Annotated in this window: 23 protein-coding genes and 1 other RNA gene; 12 read left to right on the top strand and 12 right to left on the bottom strand. The window is 54.2% G+C overall.

Annotation, left to right across the window (positions count from 1 at the left end):
- Positions 1–2: 2 nt before the first annotated feature.
- The 3 genes from DYE26_RS12190 to DYE26_RS12200 form a co-directional block, all read right to left on the bottom strand.
- On the bottom strand, positions 3–401 hold the full coding sequence (locus DYE26_RS12190; protein WP_036624260.1) for a DUF1499 domain-containing protein: 399 nt from the start codon (positions 399–401) through the stop codon (positions 3–5).
- Between the two features lie 176 nt (positions 402–577).
- Positions 578–767: non-coding RNA, 6S RNA (gene ssrS / locus DYE26_RS12195), on the bottom strand.
- Between the two features lie 107 nt (positions 768–874).
- On the bottom strand, positions 875–1,678 hold the full coding sequence (locus DYE26_RS12200) for a YesL family protein (RefSeq protein WP_036624261.1): 804 nt from the start codon (positions 1,676–1,678) through the stop codon (positions 875–877).
- 179 nt (positions 1,679–1,857) lie between these two features.
- Here DYE26_RS12200 and DYE26_RS12205 point away from each other — a divergent pair, with 179 nt between their 5' ends.
- Positions 1,858–1,962 carry a sporulation protein YjcZ gene (locus tag DYE26_RS12205; RefSeq protein WP_082207865.1) on the top strand — a complete coding sequence of 35 codons (105 nt, stop codon included), beginning with the start codon at positions 1,858–1,860 and terminating at the stop codon, positions 1,960–1,962.
- Between the two features lie 56 nt (positions 1,963–2,018).
- Here DYE26_RS12205 and cshA read toward each other — a convergent pair whose 3' ends face one another.
- The gene (cshA, locus tag DYE26_RS12210) at positions 2,019–3,581 is read right to left on the bottom strand and encodes a degradosome RNA helicase CshA (protein WP_036624262.1); all 1,563 of its coding nucleotides are present in this window, start codon (positions 3,579–3,581) and stop codon (positions 2,019–2,021) included.
- Positions 3,582–3,812: 231 nt separating this feature from the next.
- On the opposite strand from cshA, the gene DYE26_RS12215 reads away from it, so the two are divergent.
- The 4 genes from DYE26_RS12215 to DYE26_RS12230 all read left to right on the top strand — a co-directional run bounded on the left by DYE26_RS12215 (position 3,813) and on the right by DYE26_RS12230 (position 7,952).
- Entirely contained in the window at positions 3,813–4,640 is an 828-nt protein-coding gene (locus DYE26_RS12215; RefSeq protein WP_036624263.1) for a YitT family protein, read from the top strand.
- Between the two features lie 169 nt (positions 4,641–4,809).
- Entirely contained in the window at positions 4,810–5,010 is a 201-nt protein-coding gene (locus DYE26_RS12220) for a hypothetical protein (RefSeq protein ID WP_155621168.1), read from the top strand.
- 184 nt (positions 5,011–5,194) lie between these two features.
- Complete coding sequence (locus DYE26_RS12225) at positions 5,195–6,388, top strand: putative glycoside hydrolase (RefSeq protein WP_036624265.1); 1,194 nt, start codon at positions 5,195–5,197, stop codon at positions 6,386–6,388.
- Positions 6,389–6,581: 193 nt separating this feature from the next.
- Positions 6,582–7,952: an MATE family efflux transporter gene (locus DYE26_RS12230; RefSeq protein WP_036624266.1), complete on the top strand. Its 1,371-nt coding sequence runs from the start codon at positions 6,582–6,584 to the stop codon at positions 7,950–7,952.
- Here the strand turns inward: DYE26_RS12230 and DYE26_RS12235 are convergent.
- From DYE26_RS12235 to DYE26_RS12250, 4 genes are all read right to left on the bottom strand, one after another.
- Positions 7,931–8,143: a DUF3906 family protein gene (locus tag DYE26_RS12235; protein WP_036624267.1), complete on the bottom strand. Its 213-nt coding sequence runs from the start codon at positions 8,141–8,143 to the stop codon at positions 7,931–7,933. The two genes, DYE26_RS12230 and DYE26_RS12235, sit on opposite strands and share 22 nt — an antisense overlap.
- Positions 8,144–8,597: 454 nt before the next feature.
- The gene (gene pfkA, locus DYE26_RS12240) at positions 8,598–9,569 is read right to left on the bottom strand and encodes a 6-phosphofructokinase (RefSeq protein ID WP_036624269.1); all 972 of its coding nucleotides are present in this window, start codon (positions 9,567–9,569) and stop codon (positions 8,598–8,600) included.
- 20 nt (positions 9,570–9,589) lie between these two features.
- Positions 9,590–10,615, bottom strand: coding sequence for a DUF2600 family protein (locus DYE26_RS12245; RefSeq protein WP_155621186.1), 1,026 nt, complete (start codon positions 10,613–10,615; stop codon positions 9,590–9,592).
- A gap of 162 nt (positions 10,616–10,777) precedes the next feature.
- Positions 10,778–11,098, bottom strand: coding sequence for a hypothetical protein (locus DYE26_RS12250; protein ID WP_036624272.1), 321 nt, complete (start codon positions 11,096–11,098; stop codon positions 10,778–10,780).
- A 128-nt stretch (positions 11,099–11,226) separates the two neighbouring features.
- On the opposite strand from DYE26_RS12250, the gene DYE26_RS12255 reads away from it, so the two are divergent.
- Complete coding sequence (locus DYE26_RS12255; protein ID WP_036624273.1) at positions 11,227–12,420, top strand: MFS transporter; 1,194 nt, start codon at positions 11,227–11,229, stop codon at positions 12,418–12,420.
- Between the two features lie 166 nt (positions 12,421–12,586).
- On the top strand, positions 12,587–13,234 hold the full coding sequence (locus tag DYE26_RS12260) for a nitroreductase family protein (RefSeq protein WP_036624275.1): 648 nt from the start codon (positions 12,587–12,589) through the stop codon (positions 13,232–13,234).
- Positions 13,235–13,543: 309 nt separating this feature from the next.
- On the opposite strand, the gene DYE26_RS12265 is transcribed toward DYE26_RS12260, so the two are convergent.
- The 4 genes from DYE26_RS12265 to DYE26_RS12280 form a co-directional block, all read right to left on the bottom strand.
- Positions 13,544–14,443 carry a hypothetical protein gene (locus DYE26_RS12265; protein ID WP_036624276.1) on the bottom strand — a complete coding sequence of 300 codons (900 nt, stop codon included), beginning with the start codon at positions 14,441–14,443 and terminating at the stop codon, positions 13,544–13,546.
- A 77-nt stretch (positions 14,444–14,520) separates the two neighbouring features.
- Positions 14,521–15,552: a helix-turn-helix transcriptional regulator gene (locus tag DYE26_RS12270; protein ID WP_036624277.1), complete on the bottom strand. Its 1,032-nt coding sequence runs from the start codon at positions 15,550–15,552 to the stop codon at positions 14,521–14,523.
- A gap of 173 nt (positions 15,553–15,725) precedes the next feature.
- Positions 15,726–17,117, bottom strand: coding sequence for a group II intron reverse transcriptase/maturase (gene ltrA, locus DYE26_RS12275; RefSeq protein ID WP_036621729.1), 1,392 nt, complete (start codon positions 17,115–17,117; stop codon positions 15,726–15,728).
- 510 nt (positions 17,118–17,627) lie between these two features.
- Positions 17,628–17,825 carry a cold shock domain-containing protein gene (locus tag DYE26_RS12280; RefSeq protein ID WP_036624279.1) on the bottom strand — a complete coding sequence of 66 codons (198 nt, stop codon included), beginning with the start codon at positions 17,823–17,825 and terminating at the stop codon, positions 17,628–17,630.
- Positions 17,826–18,061: 236 nt separating this feature from the next.
- On the opposite strand from DYE26_RS12280, the gene DYE26_RS12285 reads away from it, so the two are divergent.
- The 5 genes from DYE26_RS12285 (at position 18,062) to DYE26_RS12300 (ending at position 22,115) form a co-directional block, all read left to right on the top strand.
- Positions 18,062–18,295 carry a hypothetical protein gene (locus DYE26_RS12285; protein WP_115311217.1) on the top strand — a complete coding sequence of 78 codons (234 nt, stop codon included), beginning with the start codon at positions 18,062–18,064 and terminating at the stop codon, positions 18,293–18,295.
- Between the two features lie 68 nt (positions 18,296–18,363).
- Complete coding sequence (locus DYE26_RS33405; protein WP_036624283.1) at positions 18,364–18,537, top strand: hypothetical protein; 174 nt, start codon at positions 18,364–18,366, stop codon at positions 18,535–18,537.
- 244 nt (positions 18,538–18,781) lie between these two features.
- Complete coding sequence (gene pepF / locus DYE26_RS12290; RefSeq protein WP_115311294.1) at positions 18,782–20,572, top strand: oligoendopeptidase F; 1,791 nt, start codon at positions 18,782–18,784, stop codon at positions 20,570–20,572.
- 91 nt (positions 20,573–20,663) lie between these two features.
- Positions 20,664–21,038: a LapA family protein gene (locus tag DYE26_RS12295; protein ID WP_051985586.1), complete on the top strand. Its 375-nt coding sequence runs from the start codon at positions 20,664–20,666 to the stop codon at positions 21,036–21,038.
- A 39-nt stretch (positions 21,039–21,077) separates the two neighbouring features.
- Positions 21,078–22,115, top strand: a complete 1,038-nt coding sequence (locus tag DYE26_RS12300) for a M42 family metallopeptidase (protein ID WP_036624284.1) — start codon at positions 21,078–21,080, stop codon at positions 22,113–22,115.
- Positions 22,116–22,274: the final 159 nt, after the last annotated feature.

Genomic DNA, 22,274 nt, shown 5'->3' on the forward strand with positions numbered 1-22,274 from the left:
CATTATGTAGATGAGGACACTTTATACGCGGACAGCTTCTTATCCAGAACGGAAAACAGATGCAGAATCGTTCGGTAGTTTGCCCCCAAATCGCCAAGCGACCCGCGCGTCGCGGAATAAATGTCCACCGCGCTGCGGACCGGCCCCGTGCCGACGATCGACACCGTTATGTCCATCGTTCTCCCAAAGGCGGTGCGTTTCTCCAGCGTAATTTCGCCGACGTTCGGCACCTCGTGCAGCACCTTGTACCCCGGGATTTTTTTGAGCGTGGATGACACTTCGTCCCAGAGCTTCTCTTTCGATAGCTGGTAATATCTCGTTTTCAGTTCGGGCACCTTGGCGCGATCGCTCGTTCCTTCCTGGCTCCGGAATATTCCCGTCAACGTTCGCTTCAATGACAACTGTTCTTCCTCCTTCACGATCCTTAAAAAACCTTTAGGGTATGCGTTTTCTTTATTCATAGTTTAACATTGTTGGAAGACAAACAAAAGCGAGCGCCGCAGATAGCGCGCAACAAAAAAAAGCACCCCGTTCCCTTTTGTGCAAAAAGAGGACAAGGTGCAGTTCGCGTTTCGTATGTAGACCCGCCTATGCCGTCCGGTTACGCTGTCTCGAACCTGCACCCGCAGGTGGGTGACCGCAACGACGTTTTTGAAGTCCCCTCATCCGGTGGATAGGGCCTTTCAGCTGCGCCGCAATATAGGTCTCCCGAGACATTGTCATTGGTTCAAAACAACATGAAACCGCAACGCACATCGCAGGACGTAAACCTATTATAGTGCTTCATCATCGAAATGTAAACCAAGGCCGGATGGAAAAACAAAGAAAATTTGAAAGCGGTTTAACGGGCGGGAAAGCAAGTTATCAAACCGCTTTAGTCCTTCTCCTTGTCTTCGCCCGCCGGCAGGTTCAGCTCCAGATCGTCATCGGGTTTGGACAAGTTTATGCCGTTTGATTCCTCTTCCGCCTGGCGCATTTTCTCCACTTTCTCCTGGATTTTATTGTACGCGATGTAGAAGTTGTAAAAAGCGACCAGCGCGGTCAAGCTGCCGAAGCCGAATAGGATCAGCCAGCCGAAGCGCATCGTCAAAAATCCGAGCACCACCGCGCAAATCAGCGTGGACAACGTGCGGAACGGGCGGATGATCGTGAACAAAATGGCGTTTTTGATCAATTGGACCGCGCCCAAATGGTAATGCGCCACCAGCGAGAAAAAATTGAACAGGGACAAAAGCAGCAGAAACAGCAAAAACAGCATGATCATGCCGATAATCTGCATATTGCTGATTTGGTTCATGTATACCGTGTAGTCCACGTACATAATCACGATCAAAAGCGTATAGAAAATTCCGCCCAGCATGCTTTGCTTATAATTTTCCTTATATCCTTTGAAATACACCTTGATGATGCTTAGATCGGCCTCGCCCATCACCCATTTCCGCGTCACCGAAAACAGCGCGGCCGTGGCGGGAAACAATGTAAACGGTGCCAATATCCCCATCGCCCATAACGTCAGATTTTCCTGGGGCGCGTCAGGGCTTTGCAGCAACAGCAGCTTCGTCAGCAGGAAAAACAAAAACGGAGATGAACACAGGAGCCACAGCAGATTGCTGCCTGAGATCCTCATAATCCATTCGGTGATTTTATAAAAACCGCCCATAAAACCTTTGTATTCCAAGCAAAAATCTCCTCTCGAGCATAGTTTGTTTCCGTCTATCTTAACTATACATGATTCGTCCATCCCATTCCAGCGCCTAATTTGACGATTATGGGTTGGCGTCTAATCCCATGCATGGGGTCTGCCATACTATATACCGTAACCACAAAACATCTCAAATTTTTAAAGGAGGTTATCTCATGTCTGCAGGTTTGGGATTTGGAGGAGGTTTCTTTACTTCTACAGGTGTAATTCTGGTATTGTTTATTCTGCTCGTTATTGTGAGCCGTTCGCTGTTCATCTAATTCAAAGCACATATGAAACAAAGAAGGCGGAGATAATCTCCGCCTTCTTTGTTTTGTCAATTGTCAAAAGATTTGTTTTCGCTGTATTTGGAAGGTCTGCGGTCGCCGCCGGAGCGAGGTTTGCGATCGGAGGAACGGTAGGAGTCGCGCCCGCCGTCCCGGCCGTAGCCTCCTTTGGAACCATAACCGCCGCGGCTGCCGCCCTCGCGGTTGTCCCGGCGGTACCCTCCGCCGCGGCTGCCGTATCCCGATGGCTTGCGCCCGCTGGACCGGATGTCCGGATTGCGGCGTTTTACCCGGATCGGTTCTTCCGGCGTTAATTCGATCGCCGAATTTTCCGTTTTATCCCCGGTAATCAGCTTGAATGCCGCCGCCAGCAGGTTCACCGAATCGTACTGCTCCAGCAGCTGAATGGCGATGCCTTTATATTCATTCAGTTCGCCGGCTTCAACAAGCTCCAGCAGGCGCTCCGCGGTGATCCGCTGCTTGCCTTCGATCGCTTCGGCGATGCTCGGCAGAGGTTTGCGGGTGATTTTATGGCGCGTGATGCGCTCGATAAAATGCAGATGGTCGATTTCCCGCGGCGTCACAAACGAGTAGGCGGCCCCTTCCTTGCCCGCGCGCCCGGTCCGGCCGATCCGGTGCACATAGCTTTCCGGATCCTGCGGCAGGTCGAAGTTGACGACATGGGTTACGCCGGATACGTCCAGCCCGCGCGCCGCTACGTCCGTAGCCACCAGCACATCGATGCTGCCGTCGCGGAACTTGCGCATCACGTTGTCGCGCTGGTTCTGCGACAAGTCGCCGTGCAGCCCGTCGGCGGAATAACCGCGTTTTTGCAGAGCTTCCGAAAGTTCGTCAACCCGGCGTTTGGTCCGGCCGAACACGATCGCCAGTTCCGGCGATTCCATATCCAGCAAGCGGGTCAAAGCGTCGAATTTCTGGCGCTCGTGCACTTCGATGTAGGCTTGATCGATCAGCGGCGCGCTAACCTGCTTAGGAATGACGGAGACATGCTCCGGATTTTTCAGGAACTGCTGCGCCAGCTTTTGGATATTCGCCGGCATCGTGGCCGAGAATAACATCGTCTGCCGTTCTTCCGGCACAAGCTTCAGGATCGACTGAATGTCGTCCATAAAGCCCATATCCAGCATTTCATCCGCTTCATCGAGAACGACGGTCTGTACATCGTCGAGTTTGATCGTTTTCCGGTTAATGTGGTCAAGCAAACGGCCCGGCGTGCCGATAATGATTTGGGGTCTCTTCTTCAAAGCGCGAATTTGGCGTACGATATCTTGTCCGCCGTAGATCGGAAGGGAGCGTATGCCTTTGAAGCGGGAAAGCTTGCCGATTTCCTCGGCGACCTGAATGGCGAGTTCACGGGTCGGCGTCATGACCAGGGCTACGATGCGGTCTTCTTCCTTCGGGATTTTATGGATCAGCGGAAGGCCAAACGCCGCCGTTTTCCCCGTCCCCGTTTGGGCTTGTCCGATTAAATCGCGTCCGGTCAAGGCGATCGGGATCGATTTGGACTGGATCGGCGTCGCTTCCTCAAAACCGAGTTCCGTGATGGCTTGTAATACTTTAGGCTCTAGGCCGAATTCTGCAAATGTGCTCAACTTGTTCTACTCCTTCTATATAGTGGACATTCCCACCGGCTTAACTGTATTCTTAAGTAGCGCTAAACGTTTATAGACTGTCCAAACAGCCTGTAATTTTTACATATCGCTCTATTGTAATAACCGAAAAGGTTCCCTACTCAAGAATATCTCAAACATTATAGCACAAAACATAAATGGAACACCAGCAAGCAGGTTGGGATACTTCTATTATTTCCGAGGTGAAGATCCATGATTAAAGAAATTCGAAATGCCGCGGTCATTCTGCTTGGAGCGCTCCTGATCGCCGCGGGCTTCAATTTGTTCCTCGTTCCGCTCCATTTGCTAAGCGGCGGCGTATCCGGATTGGCCATGCTTACGGCGTATTTTTCGCCGCTTGGCATCAGCACGATGTATCTGGCCTACAACGCGCCGATTCTGATCGCCGGCCTGTTTTTGCTCGGCAGACGTTTCGTCGGACTAAGCATCCTGTCGGTAGCCGGAGCCACCTGGTTCATTGAACTCATCCCGACGCCGGACAAGCTGCTCGCTTCCGATACGCTGATTTCCGCCGTATTCGGCGGCGTGCTCGTGGGGATCGGCAGCGGGATTTCCTTCCGGGTAGGCGGATCGTCCGGAGGGTTCGATATCATCGGCTCGATCATTACCCGGTATCGCGATTTTCCGGTCGGCAACGTGCTGGTCGGCCTGAACGCCAGCGTCATTCTGGCGATGGGATATTTGGAGGGCAACTGGGATCTCGCGCTGGCCTCGATGATTTCGATTTACATCACCGGCAAAGTCGTCGATCTCATTCATGTCAGCCATATCAAAATTACTTTGTTTATCGTGACCGACAAAACCGAAGCGATGGTGCAGCGGCTGCTGACCCTGCCCCGCGGGGTGACGAAGATTAGAACGGAGGGCGCTTTCTCCCATAAGGAAAAAGATATGCTGATGACGGTGACGACGAGATACGAACTGACCGAGCTGCGGGAAATCATCAAGCAAACCGATCCGCAGGCGTTCGTCAATATCGTGGAGACCGTCGGGATCATGGGTTCCTTCCGCCGAAGATGACCGGTTTATGGAACGATCCTCCGTTTTCAAGCGCCGGTTTCTCTGCTATAATGAACTAAGCGGTTCCTTCGTCAATTCCATAAATATCAGCTTTACCTGCTTTCACAGGCTTTGTGCTTTTCCGATTTAGGAACATTCCGGGGTGAATATTTCTTAAGTGGAAAGGGTGATGAATGTGGAAATGGAAACGGTAAAACTGGAACAGATCGTCATGAAGTGGTTCCCTGACATGCTGCCTTTCTTGAAGCAGAAGGAACTTGATTCGATGATCGTCCTCCGGGATGGCTTGACCATCTTGGAACCGCAGGACGCGCTGGAGATCATTCAATTCAGCATCTGCGAGCACCAAAACCCGGCTTTTCTTCATTGAAAAGCGATAAACAAACGCAACACCCGGTCGTTTCTTTTGCTGCGGCGAGAGAAGCGGCCTTTTTTGCGCGGCAATCTATGAAACTTTTAAAAATATTTCCAATAGTGACAATCCTGTTTCCCTCTGACAGCCCTCCTTCCGATATAATCAAAAGCGAGTGTATACAAGGGAGAGGAAAGGGAAAATGAATATCATCTGGACGCTGCTGCTGCTAGTTATGAGTATGGGGAATGGAGGTGTGCAGCCGGCGGCGGATCAAGCCGCGGGGAACGGCCGACCGGAATCCATTCTTCCAGCAGTCGTGCAAACGATGGCCGCCAACCTGGCCGCCGGCCGGATCGACGATCCGTTAACCCCTGCCGAAGTGAAGGCCGCTTCGCTGGGGGAGGCGCCCAAAGTGAAGGGGATATATGTCACGGCGTACAGCGCGGGAGGCTCGCGCATGAACGAGCTGGTCGACCTCGTCGATAAGACGGAGCTGAACGCCATGGTCATCGACATTAAAGACGATTCGGGCTACATCACTTACAAAACGGAAAATCCCGAGCTGAACAAGCTGGGAAAAGCCCAGCCGTTCATTCGCGACATCGGGGCCTTGATGGAGCGGCTGGAAAAACACGACATTTACCCGATCGCCCGGATTGTTGTATTCAAGGATACGATTTTGGCCAAAAAGCATCCGGAATATTCGTTTGTGCAAAAAGACGGCTCCGTGTGGAGCAACGGAGGCGGCGACAGCTTCGTCAACCCGTACAGCAAAGAGGTGTGGGACTACAACATCGAAATCGCCAAGGAAGCGGCCAAACTCGGCTTTAAAGAAATCCAGTTCGATTACGTGCGTTTCCCGGAAGGTTTTGAGAAAAGAGCCGATTCGTTAAACTATGAAAAAAGCGAGATGAGCCGCGTGGACGCCGTCTCCTCGTTCGTGAAATACGCCAAAGAGCAGTTGGAGCCGCTCGGCATCCGCGTTTCGGTCGATATTTTCGGCTATGCGGCATCGGTGCCGGCCGCGGAGGGCATCGGCCAGGATTTTGTCAAAATCTCAGACCAGGTCAACATCATCTGCCCGATGATCTACCCGAGCCATTATTCGACGGGCTGGTTCAACGCCAAAGATCCCGACAAAGCGCCGTACCAGACGATCAAAGGAGCCATCAAGGATACCCAGGACAAACTGGCCCCGCTGGGCGAGGAGCAGCCGATCATACGTCCGTGGATTCAGGATTTTACGGCGAGCTGGCTGGGGAAAGGACATTATATAAAATACGGCAAACATGAAGTTGAAGAGCAAATCCGCGCGCTGCGCGACATGAACGTCGACGAGTACCTGTTATGGAACGCGTCCAACCGGTATACGGAGGGCGTGTCCTATAAGTAAAAAAACGTTATGCTGCAACATTTGCGGCCAGACTACTTAATAGGGAAATTAACGGTAAACCATCCAACCAAACCCGGTCCATAAGCGCCCGGGATCATCGAGCAAACCGGACCCGGGCTACAAGCGCCCGGGTTTGGTTTGGCGTTTTTGCGTTTTGGCATGGTTTCCGGCACAGGAAATGGAGAATGGGCCAATGAAAGTAACTAACGGCTTGAAACAAAAATACGGGCAATTTATTCGTATTCTTATCCCGATTTTAGTTACCCAAGTAACGATGTCCTTAATGACATTTTTCGATACGATGATGTCGGGGCACGCGAGCCCCGCGGACCTGGCCGGAACCGCGATCGGGTCCAGCCTTTGGGTCCCGGTGCAGACGGGGCTTAGCGGAATATTGATGGGCATCACCCCCATCGTTTCGCAATTGGTGGGCGGCGGCCGGCACGACAAGGTCGGATACCATGTAATTCAAGCGCTGTGGTTCGGGTTCGCCGTCGGGCTGGTCGTGCTCCTTGCCGGCGGCTTCGCGATCTCCCCTCTGCTGAACGGGATGAACCTCGAGCCGAAGGTGCACCATGTGGCCTTTTATTTTCTCGCGGCCATTTCAACCGGGATTCTGCCGCTGTTCGGATACATCGTGCTGCGCTCGTTCATCGACGCGTTGGGACAAACCCGCACTTCGATGATCATTACCTTGATCTCCTTGCCGCTGAACGTGGGCGCCGGATACCTGCTCATTTTCGGCCACGGCGGTTTCCCAAGGCTCGGCGGCATCGGATCGGGCATCGCCAGCGCCTTTACATATTGGTGCATCTTTCTCATCGCCGTCTGGATCGTGCATCGCAGCGAGCCGTTTGCTTCCTACGGCGTATTTCGCAAACTGCATAAAGTATCGCTCGAAAAATGGCGTGAGCTCACCAAGCTCGGCGTGCCGATCGGCTTCGCGATCTTCTTCGAAACGGCGGTGTTTGCCGCCGTCACCTTGCTGATGAGCCGGTTCGACACGCTTACGATCGCCGCTCATCAAGCGGCCAACAACTTTGCTTCCACGCTCTACATGATTCCGCTTAGCATCTGTCTTGCACTGACCATCCTGGTCGGCTTCGAGACCGGAGCCGCGCGCCTGAAGGACGCCCGCCAATATGCCGTTTTGGGCGTCGGCACGGCCGCGGGGATGGCGCTGGTTACCGCCGTCCTCCTGATGTTGTTCCGCCAAAGCGTGGCCGAAATCTACTCCAGCGATCCCGAAGTCGTCGCGCTGACCAAGCATTTTTTGATCTACGCCATTTTCTTTCAATTGTCGGATGCGATCGCCACGCCTACCCAGGGCGTGCTGCGCGGATACAAGGACGTTAATCCGGGTTTTTGGATCTCCTTGTTGGCTTACTGGATCATCGGGCTTCCGCTCGGATTTGTGCTGGCCAACTATACGCCGCAAGGCCCCTACGGCTACTGGATCGGCCTAATTACCGGACTCGCCGTCGCCGCCGTCCTGCTGCTGCGCCGCCTTGTCGTCATCCAGCGGAGAATCGGCCGCAAGCTTCAGGCCGGCGAGCCGCTTTGAATCACATATCCCGCGCCGGGCGCGATCCGCTTCTTCTCCACGATGCTGATCTCGCCGATCGCCGGAGCCGGCGAAATATGCCGCCGCACATGTTCTTCCGCGGCGGCAAACGCCTGCTCCTCCCCCTCCGCGGCAATGACCAGCGCCAGCAGCCCGGCGGAAGTCTCCGCCTCCAGGCGATACAGGTACATGTCGATGTCCTCCTTTGTTTTACATTAGTTTACTTCCCGGCAGGTTACTGGCTAAGACTAGCGCATCGCATTTGGGCCGAGGGACCTGAGAGCCCCTATTTGCTCGAAAAATACTGAACCCACTAGCGTTGCATCAAATCGGACAAGATACATTTTCTAGCCACACCAATATTCTAACGGTTGCCATAGCGCTTATTTCACTGAAATCCGGCTTAGTGTGCCTAGATGCAGGCAAATAACGGCGATCACAACCGTTAGAGTTTTGAAAAAGGCTTTTTTCGCGAATTAGCCGCTGCTGCAACCGTTAGATTTCCGGCGGACGATAGTTTGATTCGAAAAGCCTATGATGTCCGTTAATCGCAAAGAATAGAAAGCCGAACCGGGAAAACCCGGCTCGGCTTTTAACTTGCCCGTTTTATTTTGCTTAATAATAAATATGCCAAGCTCCCCGCCCTTATTGCGACAACCGCGAAGCCAGCTCGTACAATTCCATATTAAACTGCTTTTTCGTGGCGACGACCTTCTCGATGTCGGTGAGCACCATTTCGCCGCCGATCATGCCGCAAGCTTTGTTCGATTCGCCCGCGATCAGGCTGCGAACGGCAAAGTCGCCAAGCCGGCTGGCCAGGTTGCGGTCGAACGGAGTCGGCGAACCGCCGCGTTGGATATGGCCCAGCACCGTTGCGCGCGGCTCCAGGGAAGGCTGGCGCTTCTTGATCGCTTCCACGACATCATCGCCTTTGCCCACGCCTTCGGCCACGATGACGATGCTGTGCCGCTTGCCGTTGTCGAAGTTTTGTCTCATACGGTCGGCCACTTCGTTCAGATCAAACGGAACTTCCGGTACCAGGATCGTTTCGGCGCCTGCGGCCAAACCGGCGTGCAGCGCGATATCCCCGCAGTGGCGGCCCATGACTTCGACGACGGACGCCCGCTCATGGGAGGACATCGTGTCACGCAGCTTGTTGACGGCGTCCACGACGATGCTGACGGCCGTATCGAAGCCGATCGTGTAGTCCGTAAAGGAAATGTCGTTGTCGATCGTTCCCGGCAAGCCCATCGTTTTGATGCCCAGCTTGCTCAGCTTTTCGGCCCCTTGATAGGAGCCGTCCCCGCCGATGACCACCAGTCCGTCAATGCCGCGGTCGCGCAAAATCTGCGCCCCTTTCTGCTGTCCTTCCGGCGTCTTGAACTCCAGGCACCGCGCCGACTGCAGAATCGTTCCGCCGCGCTGGATAATATCGCCCACACTGCGGATATCCATCGCGAAAATGTCGTTGTTGAGCAGGCCTTGATAGCCGCGCTGAATGCCGTAAACCTCAAGCCCGTAAAACAATCCGCTGCGCACGACGGCCCGCACTGCAGCGTTCATGCCCTGGGAGTCTCCTCCGCTCGTAAGAATTGCGATTTTTTTCACTGCTGACATGATAATTCCTCCTAAAAAATTTACAAATATTTGCGAATCCAACGGCTATTGACAAAGAAAAACAACCTCATCAGCGGACTTCTTCGCATCAGTCGCCGGGATACCTCACGGATGTCTTCCTGCTGGCTGACTTTCGGATCGGACAAATAAAGCGCCAGCAGCCCTTCTATAATCATTTTATGAAACGAGGAAGCAGGCAACTTTTTGATGTCCCGCCGCGCTCCCTCGACGATAAACGCAATTCGGTCAAGCATCGTTTCCTTATTATCGTAATAGCTGCAAAAATTCAAATCTCCGCCAAGCTCGTCCTCCGCCTGGTCAATTAAGTAATCCAGCATAATGTGCAGCCCGCACACATGGGGGAAATAAGCATCATGAATCACCTTGGCGCTCTTCCCGTCCAAACCCGGGTTGCTGGCCGCCAAAAACAGCATAAACACGCCCAAGGTCGAACCGGTGGCGGCGGCAAATTCGTTCCAGCGCAATTGCGGCGCCCGGTATTCATGCGTTTCCCACCAGCTTAACAGTTTGGCTTCGCGCAGCTGCGGATCGATGTGCTTGTACACCTGAAGATCGCAGTAGAGCCCAACCAAATCGATAATAAACGGCATGGCTGCGGCATATCCGCGAAGCTCGGCGATATTGGCCCGGCAAGTGCGCACCAGCCGGTGCAAATAGCCCCCATCGTCCTGCTCCGCACGCAGGGCATAGTAATTTTGCAGCATGCCGCCGGGATTAACGGCATCCAGCATGCTTTGGTGCAATAAGCGGAAATCCTGCTCATCCTTGGAGGTGCTGCGGTCGCACAGGTTGTCCAAATAATCGCTGATCGTCTGAAATGCTACGATTAAGGGGATCAAAATATGGCGCATCGGCAGGTTAGCGGCAGCGTAGACGGCGCCGCCCTGGCAGTGAAATTCTTTCGTAGCGATGCTGGCGAGCGCCTGCCTTCTGAGTTCAGGGTCGGGAATGGCTTCCGCCTCTTCTCTCCAGCCATCCAGTTTCTGACGGACGTCCGGCAAAATAAACTTGTATACCCGGCTCATCAGCCGGATCGGCTCTCTCGGAAACTGATTTCGGCTTTGCTCAAGTTCAATCACTGCCCTGCCCCCATTACATTGTGTAATGCGCAGTTTGAAAATCAAACTGAAAAGAAAATCATTCTTTATTATAATATGATCCAACTTTTAGCACAAATATAATCAATATCACATATGCCCTTTGACCGAGGATTCGTCCTGGGTCGTCCGGTACCAAATATGCAGATCGTTAATCCGGCTGGCCAGCTCGGCAATTTCCCCGTTAATCCGGCAGCTTCTCTCGAAATCGCTTTCCTCGTTCATCTCCCGCAGCATCCGTTCGATCGCGCGCTCCAGCACCATCACTTTGCTCGGAATGCGGCCGCGGATGTCCTCCCAAACCTCGATCATCGACAACCGTTCCTCCAAAGCGTATTCCTCAAAAGGACGCTCCAGCAGCGGAACGTGGATGTCCAGCCGCTCGTCGTAAACAAAACAGGAATGATTCATGGCGAAAAGCCTCCTTTTATCGTATAAAATAAACTGCCTGTATTGGAAATTTTAGTACCGCCCGCTTTGGTTTTTTCTGTTATACTAGCGGTAACTTCATTCATCAGAAACGGAGTTTTGAAACCGGCATGAAAATAAGACCGTTGGCCGAACCCGACATTCAGTGGCTTCGAGCCTTTACCTTTACAGTATACGGAACAAGCGTCCTTGTTTCCTCCTATTTTCCGCTTTTTTATGCGCAGCTTGGCTTCACAAACAGCCAGATCGGCCTCCTGTACGCCCTTGGACCGATGATATCCTTATTTTCCAATTTACTGTGGAGCCTCGCGAGCGACCGCTATAAAACGATCAAACGGATTTTGCTGATCCTGCTGGCCGGCCAAGCCGCGCTGGCGTTCGTCCTGTCGGAGTCCACCGCGTTTTCCGTCATTATCGCCGTGATTACCGTATTCTATTTTTTCTATTACCCCGTGTTCCCGTTGTCGGATACGATCCTCATCTCCACCGCCAACCGGTATCGCATCAATTTTATCTCGATCCGCTTGTTCGGGTCCGTCGGATTCGCCGTATTTGCCATCGCCATCGGTTATGTGCTTGACCGCGTCGGCTCCGCAAACACGATGTGGGTGGAAATGGCGGTCGCCGGACTTGCCCTGCTGCTCGTGCTTTGGGTGAAGGATCAGCCGGCATCATTGGCAAAAATGAACTTGTCGGGGATTTGGACGATTTTAAAGCAGAAGGAGCTGCTTTGGTTTTTCGGCTGCGTCTTCTGCCTGGCGATCGGCACGCGGATGAACGACGCTTTCCTGACGATTTCCCTTAAGGAGCTTGGCGCCGGCGAAAACTTGATCGGCTGGGCGATGCTGGCCTCGTCGTTGTCGGAGATCCCCGTGTTTATCTATCTCAGCTTCCATGGGGACAAATACAAGGAACTGCCGCTGCTGCTGTTCGCCAGCCTGCTGTTTGCGGTCCGCTTTTTCCTGATGGGATTAACCCAATCGGCCTACGGCATCCTGCTGATCCAAATGATGCACGGATTGACGTTCGGCGTGTTTTACGTGACGGCGATCCGCATGCTGACCCGGCTGGTTCCGGAACAATTCCGGGCAACGGGAATGGCCTTTTACACCATCATGTGGTCGAGCCTGTCCGGCCTGCTCAGCGGCACGTTTGGCGGCATCGTCTTTGAACAGCTGGGAAGACAAATTTTTTATTGGGTAGCCATGGGCTCCTCGCTCGTCGCGTTTATCGGCTTTGCCGGCCGCTATTTCGTCCGCCGGGCTAACCTGAACAAATCTGCCGGTTTGGATGAAGAAGCCTGAGGCGCTTCCCCTGTAGCCGGACCGCGCCCGAAAGACCGCAGTTCCGCAAAACGCTCTCCCTATTAACCTGCTGAAAGATCAGTTGTTGCGATAGGGTTGTTACTATATAATAGTTAATATTAGATGATAGTACCTGGTATTAAATCATATAAAGCAGGTGAAAAACATGGAGTACGCATCGTTTCAAGACGTGCTGAAAACCCGCCGCAGCATCCGGGAATTTACCGAGGAGCGCGTCGGTATTTCCGATATCGAGGACATTATCGACTGCGCCCGTTATGCCCCCAGCGATACCAACTCGCAAACCTGGGAATTTATCGCAGTGATCAATTCGGAGAAAATCAAACAAATCGAAGAGTTTACCTGGTCGAAGCTGCATGAAACGGCGGCCCGCGCCGCCGGGAAAGGGCTGGAACGGGAAGCGAAGCTGCTCGTGAAATCGTTTGGGCCTTATGCCACGGCATTTTCCGGGGCACCTGCCCTGATCGTCTGCCTTTCGACCCCATACACTTCCAAATTCCGCGAAAAAATCTTCGATCCGATCGACTTTGTTTCGCCGGAAGTGTGGCAGGAGGAAGGGCTGAAAAGCAGCTGCCTCGCCGCCCAAAACCTGATGCTGGCCGCCCACGCCAAAGGCCTCGCCACCTGCCCGATGACCGGACCGGTGCTGCTGGCCGAGGAGAAGCTGCGCGAATTTCTCGACATCCCCGCCGACCGCGGAGTAAACATGGTGATCGCGCTTGGCCACCCGGCCATCGCGCCGAAACCCGTTCCCCGCAAGGAGGTCGCGGAAATCCTTAGAATCGTGGAGTAGCTCCCAGCAGCGCCTGTTTGGCCGGCCACGGCCTGACACAACGTGCTGAAACGCGCTGATTGGAAATATCCAATAGAATCGTAAAATAGCTTGCAAACACAGCTGCTTGATTGGATTTTTCCAATAGATTAGTCTCGGCAGAGTGCAAACCGGGCGGTTTACGCGAAATCTATTGGATATCTCCAATGTGAGTTCAAAATTGCGTTCGATGTCCACGTCAGTCTATTGGATTTTTCCAATGAAAGGTGGCTTCAAGTAAAAGAGGTCCCCGGACAGCTGCAGAAGCTGCTCGCGGGGACCTCTTTTATCTTACAACCGCCCGTAGGCCTTGAGCGTCTTCAGCCTGTCCACAGCGAGCCAGCCCCGCCACTCCTGTTCTCCCGCCGGGCTTACCGCCGGAAACGACAAGGGCCAACCGCCGTCCTCCTGTTGCGATGCGATCAGCGCGTCGAGATGGCCGCTGACCTCCTCCGCGGTCACCAGACGGGCGGCGTAGCTGTCCGGCGAAGACGCATAATCCAGCACCTTGTAGACATATCCGCCTGCCAGCGGGTCCCGCTCGATGCCGCCCGGCCCGGCCAGCCAGTCATCAAGCGCCGCCTTCAACCGGCTCGCTCTCCCCTGGTCCGGCTCGGGCGCATGCTCCAAGAATGCGATCCACTGCGCAGCGTCATGGTAATCCCCCGGAACGCCACCGCTCTCCAGCGAACGCCACAGAAAAGCGATATTGCTCCGAAACCACGCTTCCTCCCCAAAATCCGTGCGCTCCCGCTGAGCAAGCAGCATCCCGATGATGCTGCCGGTCGGGTTCAGCGAAGGAATCCCGTCCCGCTCGGTGGTCCACCAAGGCGCGTGGGGATAGGCGTTCACGTCCGTGGTCGCCCTAGGCAATCCGCCGCCGTCCAAAGTGATGCTCCGCAAATACCTCAGCACCCCGTCCATCATGTCCGAGCCAAACCCGCCGGCTTCCCGGATCACCATCAGCGCCGTTTCCGTCGTGACCGGCTGGCTTTGCGGGCAGCGCATATCGGCTTCAAGCGCGTTTCCGAAGCCGCCGTCCGCGTTCTGGTAAGGTTTCAGCGCATCCAAAACCTCCTCGGCCGAACCGGCTTCAAAATGGAACGCAAATCTTTTGCGATCCAGCAGTCTGGCGTTTGTGTAAATAAACTCCCTGGCGCGCCGCAAAGTTTCCCGTTCTCTTTTTTCCATATCGCTTCCTCCTTATATAGGTTCAAGTTCTTGGCCGTTACACCGCCCGATCGCAATGGAACGGCAGATGTTCGTCTTCACTGGTATTTTTGCGCCAAAGCCAATGCCCGTTCGCGAATCGCCCGGCGCAATTCCTGGGGCTCAGCCACTTCGGCGTCCGGCCCCATCGCAAAAAAGAACGACACCGCCCAATTCAGCTCCGAGGCGGGCAAACGGCAATCCAGCAGCCACTCTTCATCGCCCGTCTGCTGAACCTCATGGCCGAAATGCGGATCCTGCTCGGCAAGCAGTGAACCGCGATAGGTAAGCTTCACGCGGAGATGCACGGCGTTTTTTCCCGCCGGAGGTGCGGTACTTTCCTTGCCGCTTTTGACATCCGTGACGTCCGAGCTGCCGTTTATGTCCGAAACATCCCTATCACCCTCAATTCCCTTGACTCCCTTGACGTCCGTGCCGCCCTCCCTCTGTTCGGCCCCCGCGGCCTGCGGGGGCGAAGTTTCGGCGATGTCCTCGAACCGGTCGACGCGGAAGGTCCGCGGCTCCCCGTGCTCCAGCGACTCGGCTTCACAGTACCAAAACCCGTTTGCGGCATACACCCGCTTCGGCCGAATCGTAAGGTGCCGGCGGTAGTTTTGCGACCGGTACAACACGCGCAGCCATCGCCCCGCGGCGGCGTGGGACATCAAAGCCTTCAGATGCGGCGTCTTATAACGGCGGTCCGGCACCTCCATCTCCACATGTTGAAGCAGCGGGGCGATTTGGCCGAGCATGGACCCCGGCAGCGCTGACCGGATTTTGTCGGCCGCCGTCCATTTCGCCTGTCCAAAGGGGCTGTCGCTGTATTTGGCCATCGCGTCCAAAGCAAGCAAAACGGTCAAGGCCTCGCCGGCATCAAACTGCAGCGGCGGCAGCCGGTAGCCGTCCATCAGCCGGTAGCCGCCGCCCGGCCCGGACACAGCGCTGATCGGAACGCCGATCTCCGACAACGCTTGTATATCGCGCAGCACCGTCCGTTTGGAAACCTCCAGCTTGTCCGCCAGGGACAGCGCCGTTTCCGGACGCTGCTGCAGCGCCATGACGATCGCCATCATCCTGTCCATTCGCTTCATCCTGCTCTTTGCCTCCCGCTTATGTTCACTATATCAGGCTATTGGTGACAACGAATTGTCACCAATCTGCCGTCTTTTTTTAAAATACGAATATATCGAGTAGGAGAGGGTGACTAACCCCCGTCCTCTCACACCACCGTACATGCGGGTCCGCATACGGCGGTTCCAAAAGGTTAACAAAGCTCCAGGTAACGAGAAAGCAAACTCTTCAGCCCTTTCACTTCCCAGTAGGAAGTCGGAAGGGCGTTATTTGTGTTTCGAGACATTTCCCATGCACCCCGGCGGGAGTTTGCCATAACATAGCAGGCCCATTCTGGGACTCCGAGTGCCCGAAGTTCACGAATTCGGGTGCGTACCCGCTTCCATTGTTTCCATAGGCACATTCGAAGTCTTCTTCGAATCCACTGGTCGAATCTTTCACAGTGGCTCTTCGCCGATGCGATTCGGAAATATCCAATCCATCCCATGAGGTAACGGTTCAGTCTAGATATACGTTCCTCCATGGAGACTGATTGGGTACGGTTTGTCAACTCCCGGATCTTCTCTTTAAATCGAGAGATTGTCTTGGGAGCCAATCGAATCGTCGCCTGTTTATTCGACAGGAAACTAAAGCCAAGAAACTTCCGGTTCCATGGCCTGTCCACTGCACTTTTGTCCCGATTCACTTTCAGTTTCAACTTTCCTTCCACAAATCGTGTGACCGATTCCATGACTCGTTCACCTGCTCGCCTGCTCGCTACAAAGATGTTGCAGTCGTCCGCGTAACGAACAAACCGCAGCCCCCTCTTTGTCAGTTCTTTATCCAAATCATCGAGTAAGATGTTTGCCAGAAGCGGACTTAGCGGACCGCCTTGCGGAGTTCCCTCGTCCGTCTTCTGGCAGATGCCACCTTCCATCATTCCGGCTTCCAAGTAGGCCCGAATCAGCTTCAAGACTCGCTTGTCTGTCACTCTCCTTGCCACTCTTGCCATGAGAATGTCGTGGTTCACCCGGTCAAAGAACTTTTCCAAATCCATATCTACGACCCATCGCAGACCGCTTTGGATATATCGCTGGGCTTGCTTCACGGCATCGTGTGCTCTCTTCCCCGGTCTAAAGCCGTAGCTGTACCAAGAGAAGGGGGCATCGAAAATCGGGTTCATCACTTGCAGAAGTGCTTGTTGGAGGAAGCGGTCCATCACGGTCGGGATACCGAGCAGCCTTACACCGCCTCCGGGTTTGGGGATTTTCACCCGTCTGACAGGTATCGGTCTGTACGTTCCCGTTAGGAGTTCATCTTTCACCGTTTCCCAGCGTGTGTTCAGGTAAGCCTGTAGCCCCGCTACCGTTACTCGGTCTACACCGGGGGCACCTCCGTTTTGTACCACTCGCTTATAGGCGAGCCTGAGGTTCTCCCCTTCGAGCATTCGCTCCAACAAGTCGTTACTTGCCTCGTGAGAGGAAGGATCGATTTGTGCCGATGAAGAACTCGGCGCTCCAACATACCCTGACGGCTTCACCGCTTCTCTTTGTTGGCAGCTCCCTTTTGGGATATTCGGCTGTCTTTGCTCTTCACGCGAACGCATCGGTTTCCTCTCTCCTTTCGGTTCGGCCCTTCCGCTTTCCGGCGTCCCGTACTTGCGTACTATGGCCTCTGCTGACTCCTGCGGGTTCAGCGCAGCCTCTCGGTTGCGGTTACGAAGTGACTTCGCATTTTTTTTTTTTCTCCCGCAGGCCTCCCCAGATAAGAACGTCATCTTTCCGCCCACGACCACTGGAGTTTACAGGAGTGATCCTTGGCGGCTTTGGATTTCGCTGTGTTATGGCAGCTCATCCGGTTCATCCTGCCTCAAATCCAGTTTGTGTACCTTGGCCCGTGCTTTTGCCTCCGGCTTCCTTCAGATTCCACCTCGCGATGGACACCCTTGCCCTTGGCTAGCGGTAGGCGCTCGCCAGCCCCCGCTCGGGACTTTCACCCTATAGATGACGCCCATGCTGGGCGTACATACAAAAAAACACAGCCCTATAAAGAGCTGTGCTTTTCATTATCGCGCTTGGAACCAAACTTTATAAGTGATCCGTTGCCGGAAGTGATCTTATAATTTGATTACGTTAGCAGCTTGAGGACCACGATTGCCTTCAGTGATCTCGAATTCTACGGCTTGACCTTCTTCCAGAGTTTTGAAGCCATCACCTTGAATTGCGGAGAAGTGTACGAATACGTCTTCGCCACCTTCAACTTGGATGAAGCCATAGCCTTTTTCTGCGTTAAACCATTTAACTGTACCTTTCAAATGAACAACCTCCTAAAAATAACCGCCATCGTTGGCGAATATCCATATTATACTCTATGCCCACAGACAATGCAACGTGACAATTTTCGAAAGGTTTTTTCCGGGTCGCCGGCGGCGAAGAAACGATCGTTTTATTTGCTTTCCTCCAGAGCGTGAGTTATCATTTTACATAAAAATATTACCAATTATGCGCGGCTTCTAAGCCTGCGAGCAAAGCCAAAGATTGGAGAATTGCGATGATCAAAAAACACGAAATATACAAAAAAGACAAGTGGAATATGATGACTGTAGAAGTTCAAGGCAAATACATCATTCTCCGCGAAATTTCCGATCAGTGGGGCGAAGAATCGCACACCTTCCTCAGCCGCCCGGCGATGATGGAGTGGGTGAACCGCCGTTTTCCCAAAGAGGATTTTGCCGGCAACGAAGCGGAATGGAGCGACATCATGAACGCCTTCAGGCAGGTTTAGACGGCCGGTCATTTCTCCTTTTGCCAAGCCTGCTTGGCAATCATATTAATGAAACGGGGCAACGATGAATGAATAGCAGTTCCAGCATTTTAATCTTCATTATTTGTGCGTTTGCGCTGGCCGTCATACTGATCATGAACAAGAACAACATCCACCCCCGGCTTAAACGCGGCCTCGCCCTCACCGCCCTGATTATGGTAGTGGTGTCGTTTGGCTTAATCATCTACAGCTTTCTGGCATAGGAGCGGGTGGCAAATATTTCTTCGGCAGGCGGCCCATACTAGGATAATGCCCATGGCGAGCAAATTCAATCATCGTACTGCGCCGGGCTTCCGATCAAGACATCCGGGAGGTTTCCTAGTTATGAAATGGCCGCGTACCATCCCCTTGCTGCTGTCCTGCTGCCTGTTGATTTCCACGCTGCAAGGCGGCTCCGCCGCGGGCCAGCCCGCGGCTTCACCTTACCCAAAACAAAGGAGGATTCCGATGAGCACCTTAATGAAACGCTCGGAAGTATCGCAGGAGAATACATGGAAGCTTGAGGATCTGTTTTCCGACCAGGCTTCTTGGGACAAATCGTACGAAGAACTGAAGGCATTGAAGGGCAAAGCCTCCGAATTCGAAGGCCAACTGAACAACGCCAAAAACATCAAGGCCGTTTTCGAGCTGGAAGACGATCTTTCCTTAAAAATCGAGCGGTTGTACGTTTACGCTCACTTGCATCATGATGAGGATACGACCAACCCTACATACCAGGCGCTTGTGCAAAAGGCGAAAAAACTCAGCGTCGAGGTCAACGAAGCGCTGTCGTTCATTACTCCGGAGATCTTGTCCCTGCCGGAACAGGAGCTTGACCGTCTGATCAGCGACCCTGAGCTTGCGGATTACAAATTTACGCTGCAGGAAATCAAACGCGAGAAAGCGCATGTGCTGAGCAAAACGGAAGAGGCGCTGCTGGCCCAGGTCGGCAATCTGTCGCAGGCGCCGCAGCAAATTTTTGGCATGATCAACAACGCGGATATGAAGTTCCCGAAAATCAAAGACGAACACGGGAACGAAGTCGAGTTGACGCACGGCAGCTACATTCAGTTCCTGGAAAACCCGGACCGCGAAGTGCGGGAGCGGGCGTTTAAAGCCGTTTACGAAACGTACCGCAAGCAAAAAAATACGATCGCGGCAACTTTAACCGCCAACATTAACAAAAACATGTTTTATTCCCGGGTGCGCAAATACCCTTCCGTGCTGGAAATGTCCCTGTATGGCGACAACATTCCGAAGGAAGTGTACACGAACCTGATCGACACGATTCATGAAAGCCTGCCGCTGCTGCATCGCTACATGAAGCTGCGGAAGAAGCTGCTTGGCGTCGATGAGCTGCACATGTACGACCTGTTTGCCCCGCTCGTAGAGGAATACAAATGGGATATCAACTACGAGGAAGCGAAAAAGATGGTCGAGGACGGCCTGAAGCCGCTCGGCGAAGATTACCTCAAAGCGCTTCGTTCCGGCTTCGAAAACCGCTGGATCGACGTGTACGAGAATGAAGGCAAGCGGACGGGCGCTTACAGCTGGGGAGCTTACGGCACCCACCCTTACGTGCTGCTCAACCACAAGGACAACCTGAACAGCATGTTTACGCTCGCGCACGAGATGGGCCATGCCCTGCATTCCCATTTTTCGGACGAAGCTTTGAAGTATCGCGATGCCCAGTACACGATTTTCCTGGCCGAGGTCGCTTCGACGACCAACGAAGCGCTGCTGATGGATTATTTGTTGAAAAAATCGACCGATCCGAAGCAGAAGCTGTACCTGCTGACGTATTACGCCGACCAGTTCCGGACGACCGTGTTCCGGCAAACGATGTTCGCCGAGTTCGAGAAAATCATCCACGAGAAGGCGGAAGCCGGCGAATCGCTGACCCCGCAGGAGCTGTCTGCGATTTATTACGATTTGAACGTAAAATACCACGGCAAAGACATGGCCGTCGACCAGGATATCGAAATGGAATGGGCGCGCATCCCCCATTTCTACACCAGCTTCTACGTGTACAAATACGCCACCGGCTTCTCCGCGGCGACCAGCTTCTCCAAGCAGATCCTGGAGGAAGGTCAGCCGGCGGTCGACCGCTATCTCGGCTTCCTGAAGAGCGGCGGCAGCGACTATTCGATCAATATTTTGAAAAAAGCCGGCGTCGACATGTCCTCGCCGGAGCCGATCCGCGAAGCGATGAGCGTGTTCGAAGACGTCATCGAGCAAATGGAGCAACTGACGAAGTAGCGTCGCGCCCCATGCGGCCGCCCGGTTCCATAAAATCCCTTGCCCCGAGCGGGCAAGGGATTTTATACTGACCTAAAGGAGGTGTTACCTCATGCGAATTCAATGGTCCTTGATTTTAGCGCTTATTTTCGCCTTGATCACCGCCGTGTTTGCCGTTATCAACGTCAACCCGGTGCAGGTGAATTTATTGTTCGGCGCGGTCAGCCTTCCGCTGATCTTGCTGATCCTCGGTTGCACGCTGCTCGGCGGCATCATCGTCGGCTCGTTTGGCATCTACCGCGGATACCGGCTGCAGCGGGAAGTGAAAGGCCTGCAGGCCAAACTCGTACATATCCAGGAAGCGACCGGCTACATTTTCCCCGAACCGGAAAAAGCCGAAAAAGGGAAAAAAGCGGCCGGCAAAAGCGAAAAATCCGCCGGCAAGGCGGAACCTTCCGCGGAAGATTTATCTTCGTCCGATCATTGATCCGGCGGCAGCGAGTTCCTAATTTTTGAGGAGGTTCCCATGAAGATTCAACCCAATGAAACCTATATTTTAAACATTTTGAAAATGCTGCTCGATACGCCAAGCCCGAGCGGCTTTACGCGCGGTATAATGACGCTGATCGGGCGCGAAGCGGAGGCCCTGGGCATCCCCTGTTCGTTTAACGAAAAAGGCGGCGCCATCCTGACGCTGCCCGGCCGCGATTCGTCCCGGCGGATCGCGCTGAGCGCTCACGTCGATACGTTGGGGGCGATGGTCCGTTCGATCACCGAGCGCGGCACACTGAAAATCACCTCGGTAGGCGGATTTATGATGCACAGCATCGAAAACGAATACTGCCAAATCCATACCCGCAGCGGCAAGGTTTACACAGGAACGATCTTGTCGGCGCAGCCTTCCGTCCACGTTTACACCGACGCCCGCGACTTCAAACGCGAGGAGAAAAATATGGAAGTGCGGATTGACGAGTTAGTGGAAAATAGAGACGACGTACTGAAGCTGGGGATCTCCGCCGGCGACTTTATTTCCTTCGATTCCCGCGCGGTCATTACATCCAGCGGGTACATCAAGTCCCGCCACCTCGACGACAAAGCGAGCGTGGCCGCCCTGTTCGGCCTGCTGGAATCAAGCCGGCGCGAGGGCTGGACGCCGCGCCATGATCTGGTTTTCCTCATTTCCAACTATGAGGAAGTCGGGCACGGCGCAGCGTGGATTCCGGACGGCGTTAACGAAATGATCGCCGTCGACATGGGCGCGATGGGCGACGATTTAAGCTGCAAAGAGACCGATGTGTCGATTTGCGCCAAAGACTCCAGCGGGCCGTACGATTACGACATGACCGGCAAGCTGATCGAACTCGCCCGAGGCTTGGGAATCCCGCACGCGGTCGACATTTACCCGCATTACGGCTCGGACGCCTCGGCGGCGCTGCGCGGCGGGCACAACATCCGCGCCGCGCTGATCGGTCCGGGCGTGCACGCATCGCACGCCATGGAGCGGACGCACAAGCAGGCCGTCATCAACACGACCCGCCTGCTCGCCGCGTATGTGGCCGAGTAACGAGCCTCGCCGGGAGCTCGATGGCCCGGAAGCAGAGCGTTCGCGCAGCGAGAACCGGGGAGGATCCGAGGGGACCGGGGGACAGGATCGGTCCGCTGGAACCGGAACGGCCGGAACCGCAGGCCCGGGAGGGCACAAGGAAACCGTGGAACAAGTCCG

This window comes from Paenibacillus macerans, from assembly GCF_900454495.1.
Lineage (GTDB): Bacteria > Bacillota > Bacilli > Paenibacillales > Paenibacillaceae > Fontibacillus > Fontibacillus macerans.